Below are 14,550 nucleotides of genomic sequence, written 5' to 3'. Positions count from 1 at the left end.
TACCACGCAACCAAAATTAATTCCCAATGCAACGATTACGCTTCTCCACGAAGGCGTTGCTGTGGCTGTGCTTTGCCCTGACTATCCAGTTTCAGGCCCGGGCTTACGCACAGCAGGTAACGATCCACGTTAAGAATTCATCGCTCGAAGATGTGATGAAACAGATCCGGCAACAAACCGGCTACCTCTTTTTATACGACCTCAACATGCTGGGCGAAGCCCGCCGTGTTACGGCAGATCTTAAAGGCGCTTCACTGGACGAAGCCCTCCGTGATGTACTGGCCGGCCAGCCTTTCACCTGGTCGGTAGTAGACAAAACGGTGGTGCTGAAGAAGAAAACAGAACAGGCGAAGGCAGACAACAATGTATCCTCCCGCTACATCCAGATCCGCGGTATCGTGTCCGACGAATCTGGCCAGGTACTGCCGGGTGTAACCGTTCACAACAAATCCAACAAGGCCAACGCCCTTACGGATGCACTGGGTACCTTCACCATCGAAGCCTCTAAAGGCGACTCGCTGAGCTTCACCATGATCGGCATGCAGCCGCTTGTTGAAGTACTGTATGAACTGAAGCCCCTGAAAATCGTTTTAAAACAGAAGGTATCTGATGTGGGTGAAGTTGTTGTGGTAGCTTATGGCACGCAGAAGAAAAGCAGTCTCGTAAGTGCCGTTACCTCTATTAACCCCAAAGAGCTGAAAGGCCCTACCAGCAACCTCACTACCATGCTCGCCGGAAGGCTCAGCGGCGTGATCTCGTACCAGCGCAGTGGCGAACCCGGCAGAGATAATGCCAGCTTCTTCATCCGCGGTATCACCACCTTCGGTACCGGTAAAGTAGACCCGCTCATCCTCATCGACGGTATGGAGTCTACCACCACCGACCTGGCCCGCCTGCAGCCCGATGACATCTCCGGATTCTCCATCCTTAAAGATGCCACCGCCTCCAGCCTTTACGGGGCAAGAGGTGCCAACGGTGTTGTACTGGTAACCACCAAGGCCGGTGTGGAAGGAAAAACGAAGTTCAACGTACGCTTCGAGAACTCCCTGTCTACCAATACCCGCAGCATCAAGTTCGCAGATAACATCACCTATATGAAACTGGCCAACGAAGCCGTGGCCACCCGTGATCCCCTCGGAGAGCAGCCCTATTCACAGGAAAAGATCGAGAAAACCGCTGCCGGTGCCGATCCGCTGCTGTACCCCAACAACGACTGGATCAAGCAGATGATTAAGAACTACACCAACAACCAGCGCCTGAACTTCTCCATGAACGGCGGTGGTAAAGTAGCGCAGTACTATATCGCAGGAACTTATAATATCGATAACGGTATCCTGAAAGTAGACAAGCTGAATAACTTCAACAGCAACATCAAACTGCGCAACTATTCCATCCGTTCCAACATCAATATCAATCTTACCCCTACAACTGTGGGTATCGTACGTACCTATGGCCAGTTCGATGATTACAATGGTCCCATCGGTGGTGGTGCCCGCCGCTTTGAGCAGGCTATCTGGGCTAACCCGGTAGATTTCCCGGCGGTATATCCTAAAGAATATGCCCCCCAGCTCAACCACCCGCTCTTCGGAAGTGCGGTAATGCGCGGTTACGGTGCCAACACCATGAACGGCTCTAACCTGTTCTTCAACCCTTACGCATTATCGGTTTCCGGTTACCAGCAATACAATACCTCCAATCTGCTGGCACAGCTGGAACTGAAACAGGACCTGAAATTCATTACGCCCGGACTGAATGCCCGCCTCATGGCGTATACGGAAAGGTATGCGTACTTCGAAGTATCCCGCGGATATTCGCCTTACTATTATAAACTGGTGCCTGGCGTGGCAGGTGATAAACCTAAACTGGTATCCCTGAATAATAACGGTACTGAATACCTAAATTATTCTCCCAGTGATAAAACCACTGCTACCACATCTTACCTCGAAGCAGCAGTTACTTATGCCCGCACGATGGACAAGCACTCCGTTTCGGGGATGCTGATAGGCATTTTCAGAGGCTACCTCACCGGTAACGGTCAAACCCTGCAAACATCATTACCCCACCGTAACCAGGGCGTAAGCGGCCGCTTTACCTATGATTACGACGACCGCTACCTGCTGGAGGCCAACTTCGGCTACAACGGTTCAGAGCGTTTTGCGGAAACACACCGGTATGGCTTCTTCCCGTCTATCGGCGCGGCATGGAATGTTTACCAGGAAGATTTCTTCAAACCTTACGCCGACGTCGTTGACAAACTGAAGTTCCGTGGTTCGTTCGGCCTTGTGGGTAACGATCAGATCGGCAGGGATGAAGACAGGTTCTTCTACCTGTCAGACGTGAATATGAACGACGGAGGCCGTGGCGCCACTTTCGGAGAGAAATACGCACTCTATATGCCTGGTGTATCCGTGCGCCGTTACGAAAACAGGAACATTACCTGGGAGCGTTCCAAGAAAGCCAACGTGGGTATCGAACTGGGCCTGTTCAACTCCCTGAACATCGTAGCCGATGCATTCATGGAGCGCCGCTCCAACATCCTCATGACCCGCTCCACACTGCCTTCCACACTCGGCCTCAATGTACCTATCAGTGCAAACGTGGGCGAAGCGGAAGGGAAGGGGGTAGACCTTTCTATCGATTATAACCGCACCTTCAAGAATGGTATCTGGCTCCAGGCCAGAGGTACCTTCACTTACGCCACCAATAAGCTGCTGGTAAACGAAGAGCCTAAATACAAGGAAGCTTACCGCTCCAGAGTCGGTAACTCGCTGAGCCAGGCCTGGGGTTATGTAGCAGAGCGCCTGTTCGTAGATGATCAGGAAGTAGCCAACTCCCCGGTGCAGAACTTCGGCAGCCGTGTATATGGTGGCGATATCAAGTACCGCGATATTAATAACGACGGTATCGTGAACTCTTCAGACATGGTACCTATCGGCCTGCCCTCCATGCCTGAGATCACTTACGGCTTCGGTTCCTCTCTGGGGTGGAAGACCTTTGATTTCAGCTTCTTCTTCCAGGGCTCGGCTCGTTCTTCCTTCTGGATAGATCCTTATTCCACCCAGCCCTTCGTTCAGAACGGTGGCGGCCAGCACGGTCTGCTGCGCGTAATCTCCGAAGACCACTGGAGCGAAAACAACCGCAACCTGTACGCCTTCTGGCCACGCCTGAGCAACTACTTCGTGGCTAACAACTTCCAGACCTCTACCTGGTGGATGCGCAGTGGCGAATTCCTCCGCCTTAAAACCGTGGAGCTGGGCTTTTCTCTGCCCGACAGATTGCAGAAGCGCTTCCGCATGGTGAACACCCGCATATATGCCAACGCCATGAACCTCTTCGCCATCAGCACCTTTAAGCTGTGGGATGTGGAAATGGGCGGCAACGGGCTGGGATACCCCGTACAACGCGTGTACAACTTCGGCCTTAACGTTGGTTTTTAAAGGTAAAAACGGATCTACATGAAAAAACTATTGATACCCGCCATATGCGCCCTGTTAATCAGCGCGGCCGGCTGTAATAAATTCCTCGACGTAGTGCCCGATAACGTGCCTACCATCGATAACGCCTTTACCATGCGGCAGGAAGCAATGAAGTACCTCTTCACCTGCTACAGCTACATGCCCTATAACTCAGACCCCGGCAGTAACCCGGCGCTTTGTGCGGGAGATGAATACTGGTTTGCCCGCCCGTACCCCGTGAGCGAAGAACCTGTGCAGATAGCCATGGGCTTTATGTCGCCCGGAACGGTATACATGAATGAATGGGGCAGATACTACCGCGCCCTGCGTGATTGCAACATCTTCCTCGATAACATCGGCAAGGTGGTAGACCTGCCGGATTATGAACGCATCCGCTGGGTGGGAGAGGTGAAGTTCCTGAAAGCGTTTTATCACTATCAGCTGTTCCTCCGCTATGGCCCCGTGCCGGTGGTAGATAAAAACCTCCCCATTTCCGGAAGCCATGAGGAATACAAAGTGTACCGCGCACCGGTAGATACACTGGTGAAATACATCGCCGACCTCATGCTCGATGCATCCAAAACACTGCCTCCTGAGATTGCCGACCGCTCTACCGAAATGGGACGCATCACACAGGCCATCGCCCTGAGCATGCGCGCCAAAGTACTGGTAACTGCCGCCAGCCCGCTTTTTAATGGCAACACCGATCACATTGGTGTGGGCAAAACAGAGCGTCCTATTTTTGCCACCACATACGACGCGGCCAAATGGGACACCGCAGTATCTGCCTGTAAACTGGCACTGGAAGCCTGCGAACGCGGCCGTCATAAAATGTATAAGTTCAACGAATTGGGCACCCAGCTGTCCGAAGCCATGAACATCCAGATGAGCCTGCGTAATTCCCTGTGCGAAGACTGGAACCCGGAAATCATCTGGGGCAATTCCCAGGCACGCAGCTACACGATGCAGCGCCTTTCACTTCCCCGTCTCGACCCGGATCATCTCAACAACGAATCTGTTTCAGGCGCCCTGGGCCCCACCATGAAGATGGCTGAACTTTTCTATTCCGTACATGGTGTGCCTATCCAGGAAGATCATAGCTACGACTACCCCGGCCGTTTCAAACTCCGTACCGCAACTGCCGCAGAAAAGGAATTCATCTACGAAGGCTATACCACCGCCTCCCTTCACTTCAACCGCGAACCAAGGTTCTACGCTTCTCTGGGTTTCGACGGCGGCATGTGGATGATGAAGAACAAAACCTTCCATATTGAGAATAAGGCAGGACAGTGGCAGAGCCGTAAGAATATTTACGACAACAACGTTACCGGTTACTATGCCAAGAAGCTGGTGAGCTGGAAGAACGAGATACAGGCTGAACACAGGCTGTATGTGGAATCGTACTCCTGGCCCGAAATGCGCCTTGCTGACCTGTATCTCCTGTATGCAGAAGCGCTGAACGAATCCAAAGGCCCCACTGCCGAAGCATACGATTATATCAACCGCGTTCGCGAAAGAGCCGGTTTACCTACCGTACAGGATGCATGGACCAACTGGTCGCGCACGCCCAATAAATTCAGTACCAGGGAAGGCCTCCGCCAGATCATCCAGCAGGAAAGGCTCATTGAGCTCGCTTTCGAAGGCTCCCGCTTCTGGGACCTCCGTCGCTGGAAGCGCTCCGTGGAAGAACTTAACAAACCCATCAACGGATGGGACATCGTGCAGGAGAAACCGGAATTCTATTACCGCCCGCGCCTCGTATTCCGCCAAAGCTTCCAGATGCGTGATTATCTGTGGCCTATCCATGAATACGACCTGCTCGTAAATGAAAACCTCGTGCAAAATCCCGGATGGTAACCCTTCAAAACCGAATGATCATGAAAAAAACAGCTCATATACTTGCATTCGCATTGCTGGCCGCTGCCTGCAATAAAGAAACGCATGACCCTGTAAATACATCCGGCGGCACTCCCGGACAGGTATCCAACGTACAGGTGGAGAATCTGAACGGAACTGCCCGCATCTCATACAGCTTACCCGATAATCCTGACCTGCTTTATGTGAAAGCTGTGTACGAACAGCGCCCCGGCAAGATCCGGGAAGTGAAAAGCAGCTTCTATAACAATTTCCTTATCGTTGACGGCTTTGGTGATTCACTGAAACATAATGTGAAACTGTATGCGGTTTCCCGCAGCGAAGTAGCCTCCGCACCGGTAGAGGTAGTGGTGGAGCCCAAAGTACCACCTGTAGTGCTCATCCGCCGCAGTTTCCGCATCAGGGAAGATTTCGGGGGCGTAAACCTCACTTTTGAAAACACTACCAAAGCAGAAGTGGCCATTTTTGTGCTGACCAAAGACTCATTGGGCCAGATGAAGGAAACCAACGTCCGCTATACCAAAGCTCCCAACGGCAACTATTCCATCCGCGGGTTTGATGCAGTAGAGCGTGAGTTCCGGTTCTTCGTTCGCGACCAGTATGGTAATTACAGCGATACACTTACCGGCTCCTGGGTCCCCATCTACGAACGCTGGCTCGACAAATCGAAGTTCCGCGAAGTCATCCTCCCGGGCGATACGCCTTTCGGATGGGGATATCCCATCTCCGGACTCTGGAACGGTACCATGTGGCACTCTGCCGATAAGTTCGATGGCATGCCCATGACCATTTCGTTCGATATGGGCGTACTGGCGAAGCTGAGCCGTATCTCGTTCTGGCAACGGCCCAACGAATGGATCTACCTCCAGAATAACGTGCGCAAATTCGAGCTATGGGGTATTGCAGATACGCCTCCCGGTAATGGCAGCTACGATGGCTGGACCAAACTCCTGGAACATACCCTCATCAAGCCTTCGGGCCTGCCAGTAGGACAGGTATCACAGGAAGATCGTGATAAGGGCAAAGAAGGAGAGCATATCGATGTGCCACTATCCATGCCTAAAGTCCGTTACCTCCGTGTAAAGATCCTCCGTACATGGACAGACGGCGGGTTTGCTGCCAACATCCAGGAAATTCGATTCTACGGAAACGATAAGTAAAACTCTTAAAGCTTATTATCATGCGTAAATATATTGCCATACTGTTACTGTCAGCCGCGGCCTTCGCCGCCTGCAGGAAGCAGGACGATTACAAAAAGTACCTGGAAGGAGGAGAGCGCCTGTATACCGGAAAGGCAGACTCTATGCGGGTACACCCCGGCCGCAACCGCGTACAGGTATCCTGGCTGCTCATTGCCGACCCTAAAGTATCCGTCAGCAAGCTGTACTGGAATAACCGGAAAGACTCCGCCATCATCCCCATTAACCGCACCAAGGGCATCGATACCATCCGTTACATGGTAACTAACCTCGACGAGCGGGTATATGAATTTGAAGTGGTGAACTACGATAAAGCCGGTAACGTGTCAATGATCAGCAAAGCCAACGGCTTATCGTACGGACAACTGTATGAAACTTCGCTGCTCAACCGCGCTTATGAATCCATTGTTTCTAAAATAGGTAAAACAGATGTTAAATGGGGAGATGTGGATTCTGCTGACGGATTGCATTCCATCCAGATCCGGTATACCCATGTAAACGGTACTACCCGCGATACCATTGTGAAAAGTATTTCAGAACAAATGGTTACCACCCTTCCGGGGCTGGCTCCCAATTCCAAACTGGAATACCGTACCCGCTACCTGCCGGACACACTGGCCATCGACACATTCCTGACCGACTGGCAGCTGTACCAGTTTGCTCCCGAACTCGACCTTTCCGTAGAAGTGTTCAAGAACCCGGGATGGCCTTTCCGCCGGACAGATGGGGGAGACAGCCGCTTTGCACAAATTGCGGACTGGCAAACCAACGCAGAAGCCGACCGTAATGGAACCACAGATCAGATTGCCGGAGCCGACAAACGCTACCTCACTCTCTGGATCTGGGATAATGGTCCAATCACCAACGGCAAGATCTGGCAAACACTCACGCTGCCTCCCGGTAAATACCGCATGGAAGCATTCCAGCAGAATATCGATGGCACGTTACAGGCTACATACTTCGCCGTGGCGCCCGGAACTACGCTTCCTGACGTGGAACAGATCGGTACGGCCATCGCCTCCAAGAAACTGACAGACAACAGCGATAAACATCATATCGTGCAATTCACACTCACTGAATCAAAAACCGTAAGCCTTGGTTTCGTAGGCTCTTATTCCAACCCCATCTATCAGACATTGCGTATCGAAGGGGTGAAATTCTTCCAGACAAACTAATCACACGGATACATGCTTCAAAAGATTAAACAGATTGCCCTGTGCGCGCTGCTCCTTGCGGGCGGCGCACAGGCGCAGCAACAGCAGCCGCAGATCGGGAAAGAAACACCGGCACAGAAACAAAAGCGTATGGAGTGGTGGACAAACGACCGCTTCGGTATGTTCATCCACTGGGGCCTTTACGCCATGCCCGCCCGCCATGAATGGGTACGCCACTACGAATGGATTCAGGATGGTGATTACCGCAAGTACTTCGAGCTCTTCAATCCTGATCTGTACGATGCTAAACTGTGGGCAAAGCAAGCCAGGGCTGCCGGCATGAAATACGCCGTGCTCACTACCAAACACCACGAGGGGTTCTGCATGTTCGATTCTAAGTTCACTGACTACAAATCCACCAACACACCCGCCCGTCGGGATCTTGTACGTGAGTTTGTAAATGCTTACCGTGCAGAAGGACTTAAAGTAGGGTTCTACTATTCCCTCATCGACTGGCATCATCCTGATTTCACCATCGATAACCTGCACCCGCACCGTCCGCGCGATGGTAATGATGCGGAATACGCACGTCTCAACCAGAAGAGGGACATGGCGAAGTATCGTAAGTACATGCGCGACCAGATCACCGAACTGCTTACCCAATACGGTAAGATCGATGTTATCTGGCTCGACTTTTCTTACCCCGGTAAAAACGGTAAAGGAAAAGATGAATGGGGGAGTATGGAGTTGCTGAAACTCATCCGTAAGCTGCAACCCGGCATTATCGTCGATAACCGCCTGGATCTGGGCAGCTATGCCGACGGACAGGATTTCGAAACGCCCGAACAGGTGAGTGTGGAAGAGCTGGCCAAATATCGCGGTAAAGCATGGGAAACCTGCCAGACCTTTTCCGGCTCCTGGGGTTACCACCGCGATGAAAATACCTGGAAGAGCACCCGAGAGCTGCTGCGCCTTCTCATTGGTTCGGTAGCCAATGGTGGCAACCTGTTGCTCAATGTAGGGCCCACCGCACGCGGGGAGTTCGACGAACGTGCGCAGGATGCACTGGCCAATATGGGCAAGTGGATGCATAGCAACAATAAATCGATCTACAACTGTACATATGCGCCTGCCTCTTTCCAGCTGCCTGCCAACAGCATGCTCACGTACAATCCTAAAACCAACAGGCTGTACGTGCACCTGATGGAGTATTCCAAAACCCTCGTGCTCCCGGGCTATAAGGGTAAAGTGAAATACGCTCAGTTCCTGCACGATAATTCAGAGCTGCGCTTTGCCGCTGCTGATAACGATGATGTGGTGCTGAACCTTCCGGAAAAGAAACCCAATACTGAGATACCTGTAGTTGAATTGATATTGAACGATTGACGTTCGTATTCGATAACCGTTAGCATCCGTCGGGTATTTCCATACCAGATACAAAAACGCCCTCCGATACTGAGATCAGGAGGGCGTTTGTATTTGTAGTTAATCCGGAGCTTATTCTTCGCCGGCTTCTTCACCGTCGCCATGCCCGAGGATTTCCCGGAGGGGGCGTACAGACTGGTAAATGCCGCGGTTATATCGGTTACCGAGGATTACTACCGTGGTAGAGTCCTGGATAAAGCGGTAGAACACGGTGTTATTGCCATGCCACCAGCCGTTATGGTAAACAATATTACGGGTACTGTCGGGATACGTCATCAGGCGCCAGCCAAGGCCGTAGTTGCGTATGCCGGGCTTTTCCTTTGAATAGGGGCGATATGCTTCTGCCAGGGTTTCCGGCTTAAAGAGCCTGCCTGAATAGATAGCCTGATCCCATTTCAGCATATCCTGAACGGTGCTGTAAATACCTTTATCTCCCGTTACACCATCGAAGCTGTTATCCGCTTCCGCCCGCCAGTTGGAGAGGTGGGATACGGTTTGGCCGGCTCTGGGTGCAAGGGTAGGATCGGCCACGAAGGTACGCGTCATGCCCAGGGGGCCGAAAAAGGTTTGCTGCAGGTAATCCGCATACGTTTGTCCGCTTACTTTCTCAATGATGGCAGAGAGGATCAGGTAGTTGGTATTGCAGTAGGAGAAATGCCGGTCTGGCTGATATTGCGAAGCCGGTTTATGGACGATCATCATCCGGATCACTTCCTCATTGGTGAGGAAATGGGATTTGTCTTTATTGAGACTGTCGCAGAAGTAAAGATAGTTGGGCAGTCCGCTCCTGTGGTTGAGCAGGGTACGTACGGTAACGCCGAGATAAGGGAAATCGGGCCACCATTTCTGCACGGGATCTTCGAGGGAGAGCTTTCCTCTTTCCAGCAGGGAAAGGATGGCCATACCGGTGAAGGTTTTGGAGACGGAAGCCAGCTGGAAGGAAGAGGAGTCGGTAACCGGTACTTTGGATACATGGCTTTCGAGGCCCTGGTAATGTTCATAGAGGACTACGCCCTTTTTGGCTACGAGAACGGCTCCGCTGAAAGACGACGCAGGAAGCCTGTGCCGGATGAGGTCCGCCACTTCACGGCTGATGCGCTTGTTACGGGGATTGGAAAGAATCGCCTGTACTTCAGCTTCGCTCAGCCCTAAGGTGTATTCGTTTGTTCCGGCCGGCGCCGGTGATTTATCCCTGTTCCGGTTGGCGGAGCTGCTGCTGCAACCGGAATATATAAAGATGCCAGAGATGGCCAGTGCCACAATTGCCTTCGACCCGTTCATTTGTATAATGCTGCTGAAATTGAATGATTTGAATGCTCTTAACTCACAATTTTCATGCCCATCAGGACCTAAACGGCGAAAATAATTTAAAAATGACGAAATGTGAGGGCCATTTTTTGCGTAATAACGAATTCGAAAGGCCTTCTGTTTGATTTCTCCCCAAACTGGAATAGTTTTGTGCCACTTTTTGATGACAAATCGATCACAGGAAATGTCATCGCATTGTAACCAGAAGATTATATCCAACACCATGAGCCAAAAGAAATTAACGAGTTACCCAAAGGAGAAGATCAATATCCTTTTGCTGGAAAACATCAGTGACGCCGCGGTGGCAGAATTCAAGGAAGCCGGTTATGTGAATACCCGCAAAATATCAGGCGCCCTGAGTGAAGAAGACCTCATCCGCGAAGTGAAAGACGTTCATCTGCTGGGTATCCGATCAAAAACACAAGTAACCGCAAAAGTACTGGCCGCCGCTAAAAAGCTGCAGGGGATAGGATGCTTCTGTATCGGTACCAACCAGGTAGACCTGAAAAGCGCTACCGAGCACGGCGTGGCTGTTTTCAACGCTCCGTACTCCAACACCCGCTCTGTGGCCGAACTGGTGATCGGCCTGTCTATCATGCTCATCCGCCGCATCCCTGACAAAAACAGCGCCGCCCATAAAGGCACCTGGATGAAAGAAGCCACCGGCAGCTACGAGCTCCGCGGCAAAACCATCGGTATCGTTGGCTATGGCAACATCGGCAGCCAGGTAAGCGTACTCGCAGAAGCTTTCGGTATGAATGTGCTCTACTATGATGTAGAAACCAAACTGCCGCTGGGTAATGCCACCCAGATCCGCACCATCAAAGACCTCTTCTCCCAATCCGATATCATTTCGCTCCACGTACCGTCTAACCGTTCCACGGCAGACATGATCAATAAGGAATCCCTCCAGCACGTCAAGAAAGGGGCTATTTTCCTCAACTACGCCCGTGGTGAGGTGGTAGTACTGGAAGACCTCCGCGATGCCCTGGAGCAGGGCCAATTGTCCGGAGCAGCGGTAGACGTGTTCCCTGTAGAACCAGAAAAGAACGGCGCTTCCTTCAGCACGCCGCTCCAGGGCCTTCCCAACGTGATCCTCACCCCGCACATCGGGGGCAGCACTGAAGAAGCCCAGCACAACATCGGCCTCGATGTATCCAGCAAAATGCTGAACTACCTCGAGAAAGGCGCCAGCTTCGGCTCCCATACCGTGCCCGCCCTCAGCGTGCCTGCCATTGAAAACACCCACCGCATCCTGCACATCCATAAAAACGTGCCGGGTGTACTGTCTGAAATCAACAGCGCATTGTCTTCTAAAAACATCAACATTGTGGGCCAGTACCTCAAAACCAATGACCAGATCGGTTATGTAGTACTGGATGTGGACTCCAAACTTTCCCAGGAAGCATTCGCCCTCCTGAAGGATGTAAATAATACCATCAAAACCAGAATGCTTTACTAGCCAACGGTTTTACAATATCCAAAGGGCCACCTCAAAGACTGAGGTGGCCCTTTTTCGTATCAGGTGCTTTCAATTAAGGAAGAACTCCCCTTAGCAGGTATGGTTAAACGCCATCAAAATGGAAGTAAGGCATGCTAACTTTCCATATTCCTTGTCTCGCAAACCTGTTCCTTACACCTCTTAAAAGGTAGGTCACAGGCAGGCTATCCGTACGTTACTTATAGGGTATTCATAGGGTATTACTAGGGTATTTAAGGTCTCTCCCCCCTTAAAGGACCCTTTTTATATGCATTCGATATACATTAAGTATACAGTAAATACTCTTTAAGTACCCTTTAAGTACCCAATATCTTACTTACAGCATGGCAGTAAAAGGCGGTTAAATCCGGGGGACCATAGTCTTGTCACGAATTGGGCAGGAGGGTGGCGGAAGTGCAATTGGCGATCAGTATGCGGGAGGATTATCATAACAGGGTAAAATACAGCAGCGGAGTAGAGGGATACAGGAAGAAACCTCACCTTTGCCGAATATTTACGACAAGCATATGTCCAAATTGCTGAAACTGGAAGAAGTGGCGATGTTCATACTCGCCATGCTGATGTTTGAACAACAGTGTACGATTTCGTGGTGGTGGTTTATAGGCTGCCTATTGTTACCCGACCTGAGCATGCTGGGTTACCTGGTAAACGCCCGTACCGGTGCAGCACTCTACAATTTTTTCCATCACAAAGGAGTAGCCCTGTTGCTGTATTTCGCGGGCACATGGTATGCAGTGGAACCGCTTGCTTTTGCAGGCATCATCCTTTTCGCGCATTCCTCGCTCGACCGGGCTTTCGGCTACGGCCTGAAGCTGGTGACCGGCTTCCAGGATACCCACCTGGGCCGCATCGGGAAAAACTGATTCCTGACCTTACAGGAATTCAGCCGCACCACGGGCCTTCGCCCGCTGGCAGATCCTTATTTTACATAAAGGGAATCGAGCAGCCCGCCCGGTGTGTTATTGAAGAAACGGAAGTATTTGGGGCCGGGGGCACCAATGGCGAGGGAGAACATATGTTCGCGGGGCGCAGCTCCTGCACTGCAATCCGGCACGGTGGCATCGCGGCCTGCAAGACTGGATATTACCAGCGTATCGCCATAGGTTACGGAGTGTAGCATCGCAATATCTTCACAGGGGCCGGCCAGTACCGTAACTTTCAGGCTTACCGTTTCGCCGCGGCGTATGGTATCAGGGCCTTCCATACCGGTAACCGTCAGCTGGCGGACGATCCTTTCCGTCTCCGTTTCCTTGTCACATCCAACAAAGGCAATTACGGCCGATATAACCAGGCCAGGCAGAAAGGTTCTTTTCATCAGGATTATTTCTACCTAAATATGCATTATTTATTTGACATATATAGAATCCAGATAGCGGTAGCTGTCAACTCCTAAAACGAAATACCGCCTGCCGGGAGTCGCAAATGAATAGCGCATGCCCTGTGACCTAAAGGGCTGGCTGGTATCACAGCCTTTGGCGAATTGCTTCCTCTTCGCTTCGAGGCTGAAATTTGCAGTATCCTTTCCCAGATTTACGGATGTCCAGATCACCTTTTCACAGTCGGCCACCCGTACCCGGAAGGAAAATTCGAAAGCTGCACCTGTTTCCACCGTATCAGGACAGTCGAATCCCAATACTTTTAACTGCCTGCTTACATCGCGCTCTGGATACGATTTGCAGGTCCAGGCGTATAAAGGGATCAGGCCAATTACTGAAAGGTACAGGTATTGCTTCATGAAGTTATTTTATGTAAACAGAATCTGTCTGTTCACCGCCGGCATAAAAAATCAGCTTTTTCTTTCCCGTGGTATGGAAGGATAATGTAGTACTTCCAGTTACAAATGGCCGGGATGTATCACAGGGGGTACCCAGGTTCTTCCGTTCCGCCTTTGGTGATAAATACATAGTATCACCTTTTTCGTTATTCTCCCAGCGGAGCTTTTCACAATCTCCCATGCGCACATGAATTGTCAGTTCGAAAGGCACACCTGATGCCACTGTATCCGGGCACATAATAACTAACGGTTTCAGGTGACGCGAAATATACAACGGCTCCTTTTCGCAGGTCATGGCCATTATCGGAAAGGCTGAAACTATCATCAGGTAAATATATTTCTTCATAAGCTTATTTTATATATACAGAATCGATGTGAAACGGAATACCATCCCGGAACACGAAATAGCGTTTCCCGGCTGTCATAAAATCTGTCCGGAATAGTTTGGTGGAATAGGGCCTCAGGGTATCGGAACAATTCTTTGCCGACGCTTCGCGGATGGCTTCCGGCCGGAAGAATAGGGTATCGCCATCAGCGGAAGTTGATATGTGCCGGATCTGTATTTGTTCACATGCTGCCACTACAGCATGGATGCTGAGAATTACCTCACGCTGTATCAGCACGGTATCTTCACAACTCGTAGAAACAATGGGCAGAAAGCGTTTCCGGATATTTACCACAGGATCCCTGAAGCAGGATGGAAACAGGGCCATCAGCAGGAGCGTTGCAGGGATTAATATTATGCGTTGCATAGGGGATATACATGTTGAATAATGCTCAAACGGGCCAGCCGGGAGAATGTTACAAAAGAAGAAGGCCGCCCAAATGGACGGCCTTTTCTCTTCTTATAATTCCTGTC

Annotated in this window: 12 protein-coding genes; 7 read left to right on the top strand and 5 right to left on the bottom strand. The window is 51.1% G+C overall.

Annotated features, from left to right (window positions below; translation table 11 throughout):
• Positions 1 to 26 precede the first annotated feature (26 nt).
• The 5 genes from DEV76_RS24115 to DEV76_RS24095 are packed head-to-tail and all read left to right on the top strand — an operon-like array spanning position 27 to position 9,069.
• Positions 27 to 3,437, top strand: coding sequence for a TonB-dependent receptor (locus DEV76_RS24115; RefSeq protein ID WP_232827034.1), 3,411 nt, complete (start codon positions 27 to 29; stop codon positions 3,435 to 3,437).
• An 18-nt stretch (positions 3,438 to 3,455) separates the two neighbouring features.
• Positions 3,456 to 5,312 (top strand): RagB/SusD family nutrient uptake outer membrane protein, encoded by a 1,857-nt coding sequence (locus DEV76_RS24110; RefSeq protein WP_109700518.1) that lies wholly within the window; start codon positions 3,456 to 3,458, stop codon positions 5,310 to 5,312.
• A gap of 20 nt (positions 5,313 to 5,332) precedes the next feature.
• Positions 5,333 to 6,490: a DUF4959 domain-containing protein gene (locus tag DEV76_RS24105; protein ID WP_198652213.1), complete on the top strand. Its 1,158-nt coding sequence runs from the start codon at positions 5,333 to 5,335 to the stop codon at positions 6,488 to 6,490.
• 20 nt (positions 6,491 to 6,510) lie between these two features.
• Entirely contained in the window at positions 6,511 to 7,704 is a 1,194-nt protein-coding gene (locus DEV76_RS24100) for a DUF4998 domain-containing protein (RefSeq protein ID WP_109700516.1), read from the top strand.
• A gap of 12 nt (positions 7,705 to 7,716) precedes the next feature.
• A complete protein-coding gene (locus DEV76_RS24095) occupies positions 7,717 to 9,069 on the top strand; it encodes an alpha-L-fucosidase (RefSeq protein WP_109700515.1) in 1,353 nt (450 codons plus the stop codon).
• A gap of 111 nt (positions 9,070 to 9,180) precedes the next feature.
• On the opposite strand, the gene DEV76_RS24090 is transcribed toward DEV76_RS24095, so the two are convergent.
• Entirely contained in the window at positions 9,181 to 10,389 is a 1,209-nt protein-coding gene (locus DEV76_RS24090; protein ID WP_109700514.1) for a serine hydrolase domain-containing protein, read from the bottom strand.
• Between the two features lie 250 nt (positions 10,390 to 10,639).
• Between DEV76_RS24090 and serA the strand changes: the two genes are divergently transcribed.
• Positions 10,640 to 11,878: a phosphoglycerate dehydrogenase gene (gene serA, locus DEV76_RS24085; protein WP_109700587.1), complete on the top strand. Its 1,239-nt coding sequence runs from the start codon at positions 10,640 to 10,642 to the stop codon at positions 11,876 to 11,878.
• A 545-nt stretch (positions 11,879 to 12,423) separates the two neighbouring features.
• Entirely contained in the window at positions 12,424 to 12,780 is a 357-nt protein-coding gene (locus DEV76_RS24080) for a DUF4260 domain-containing protein (RefSeq protein WP_109700513.1), read from the top strand.
• Between the two features lie 56 nt (positions 12,781 to 12,836).
• Here the strand turns inward: DEV76_RS24080 and DEV76_RS24075 are convergent, their stop codons facing one another.
• The 4 genes from DEV76_RS24075 to DEV76_RS24060 are packed head-to-tail and all read right to left on the bottom strand — an operon-like array spanning position 12,837 to position 14,443.
• Positions 12,837 to 13,232, bottom strand: a complete 396-nt coding sequence (locus tag DEV76_RS24075; protein ID WP_109700512.1) for a hypothetical protein — start codon at positions 13,230 to 13,232, stop codon at positions 12,837 to 12,839.
• A 30-nt stretch (positions 13,233 to 13,262) separates the two neighbouring features.
• On the bottom strand, positions 13,263 to 13,652 hold the full coding sequence (locus DEV76_RS24070; RefSeq protein ID WP_109700511.1) for a hypothetical protein: 390 nt from the start codon (positions 13,650 to 13,652) through the stop codon (positions 13,263 to 13,265).
• A 4-nt stretch (positions 13,653 to 13,656) separates the two neighbouring features.
• Positions 13,657 to 14,037 carry a hypothetical protein gene (locus tag DEV76_RS24065; protein WP_157963083.1) on the bottom strand — a complete coding sequence of 127 codons (381 nt, stop codon included), beginning with the start codon at positions 14,035 to 14,037 and terminating at the stop codon, positions 13,657 to 13,659.
• A 4-nt stretch (positions 14,038 to 14,041) separates the two neighbouring features.
• On the bottom strand, positions 14,042 to 14,443 hold the full coding sequence (locus tag DEV76_RS24060; RefSeq protein WP_109700509.1) for a hypothetical protein: 402 nt from the start codon (positions 14,441 to 14,443) through the stop codon (positions 14,042 to 14,044).
• Positions 14,444 to 14,550: the final 107 nt, after the last annotated feature.

It is taken from the genome of Chitinophaga deserti (assembly GCF_003149455.1).
Taxonomy (GTDB): Bacteria; Bacteroidota; Bacteroidia; order Chitinophagales; family Chitinophagaceae; genus Chitinophaga; species Chitinophaga deserti.
This window is presented reverse-complemented; position numbering and strand designations above follow the sequence as displayed.

Coding starts and splice junctions, on each gene's coding strand:
- DEV76_RS24115 (WP_232827034.1), top strand. CDS start 27: ATGCAACGATTACGCTTCTCCACGAAGGCGTTGCTGTGGCTGTGCTTT.
- DEV76_RS24110 (WP_109700518.1), top strand. CDS start 3,456: ATGAAAAAACTATTGATACCCGCCATATGCGCCCTGTTAATCAGCGCG.
- DEV76_RS24105 (WP_198652213.1), top strand. CDS start 5,333: ATGAAAAAAACAGCTCATATACTTGCATTCGCATTGCTGGCCGCTGCC.
- DEV76_RS24100 (WP_109700516.1), top strand. CDS start 6,511: ATGCGTAAATATATTGCCATACTGTTACTGTCAGCCGCGGCCTTCGCC.
- DEV76_RS24095 (WP_109700515.1), top strand. CDS start 7,717: ATGCTTCAAAAGATTAAACAGATTGCCCTGTGCGCGCTGCTCCTTGCG.
- DEV76_RS24090 (WP_109700514.1), bottom strand. CDS start 10,389: ATGAACGGGTCGAAGGCAATTGTGGCACTGGCCATCTCTGGCATCTTT.
- serA (WP_109700587.1), top strand. CDS start 10,640: ATGAGCCAAAAGAAATTAACGAGTTACCCAAAGGAGAAGATCAATATC.
- DEV76_RS24080 (WP_109700513.1), top strand. CDS start 12,424: ATGTCCAAATTGCTGAAACTGGAAGAAGTGGCGATGTTCATACTCGCC.
- DEV76_RS24075 (WP_109700512.1), bottom strand. CDS start 13,232: ATGAAAAGAACCTTTCTGCCTGGCCTGGTTATATCGGCCGTAATTGCC.
- DEV76_RS24070 (WP_109700511.1), bottom strand. CDS start 13,652: ATGAAGCAATACCTGTACCTTTCAGTAATTGGCCTGATCCCTTTATAC.
- DEV76_RS24065 (WP_157963083.1), bottom strand. CDS start 14,037: ATGAAGAAATATATTTACCTGATGATAGTTTCAGCCTTTCCGATAATG.
- DEV76_RS24060 (WP_109700509.1), bottom strand. CDS start 14,443: ATGCAACGCATAATATTAATCCCTGCAACGCTCCTGCTGATGGCCCTG.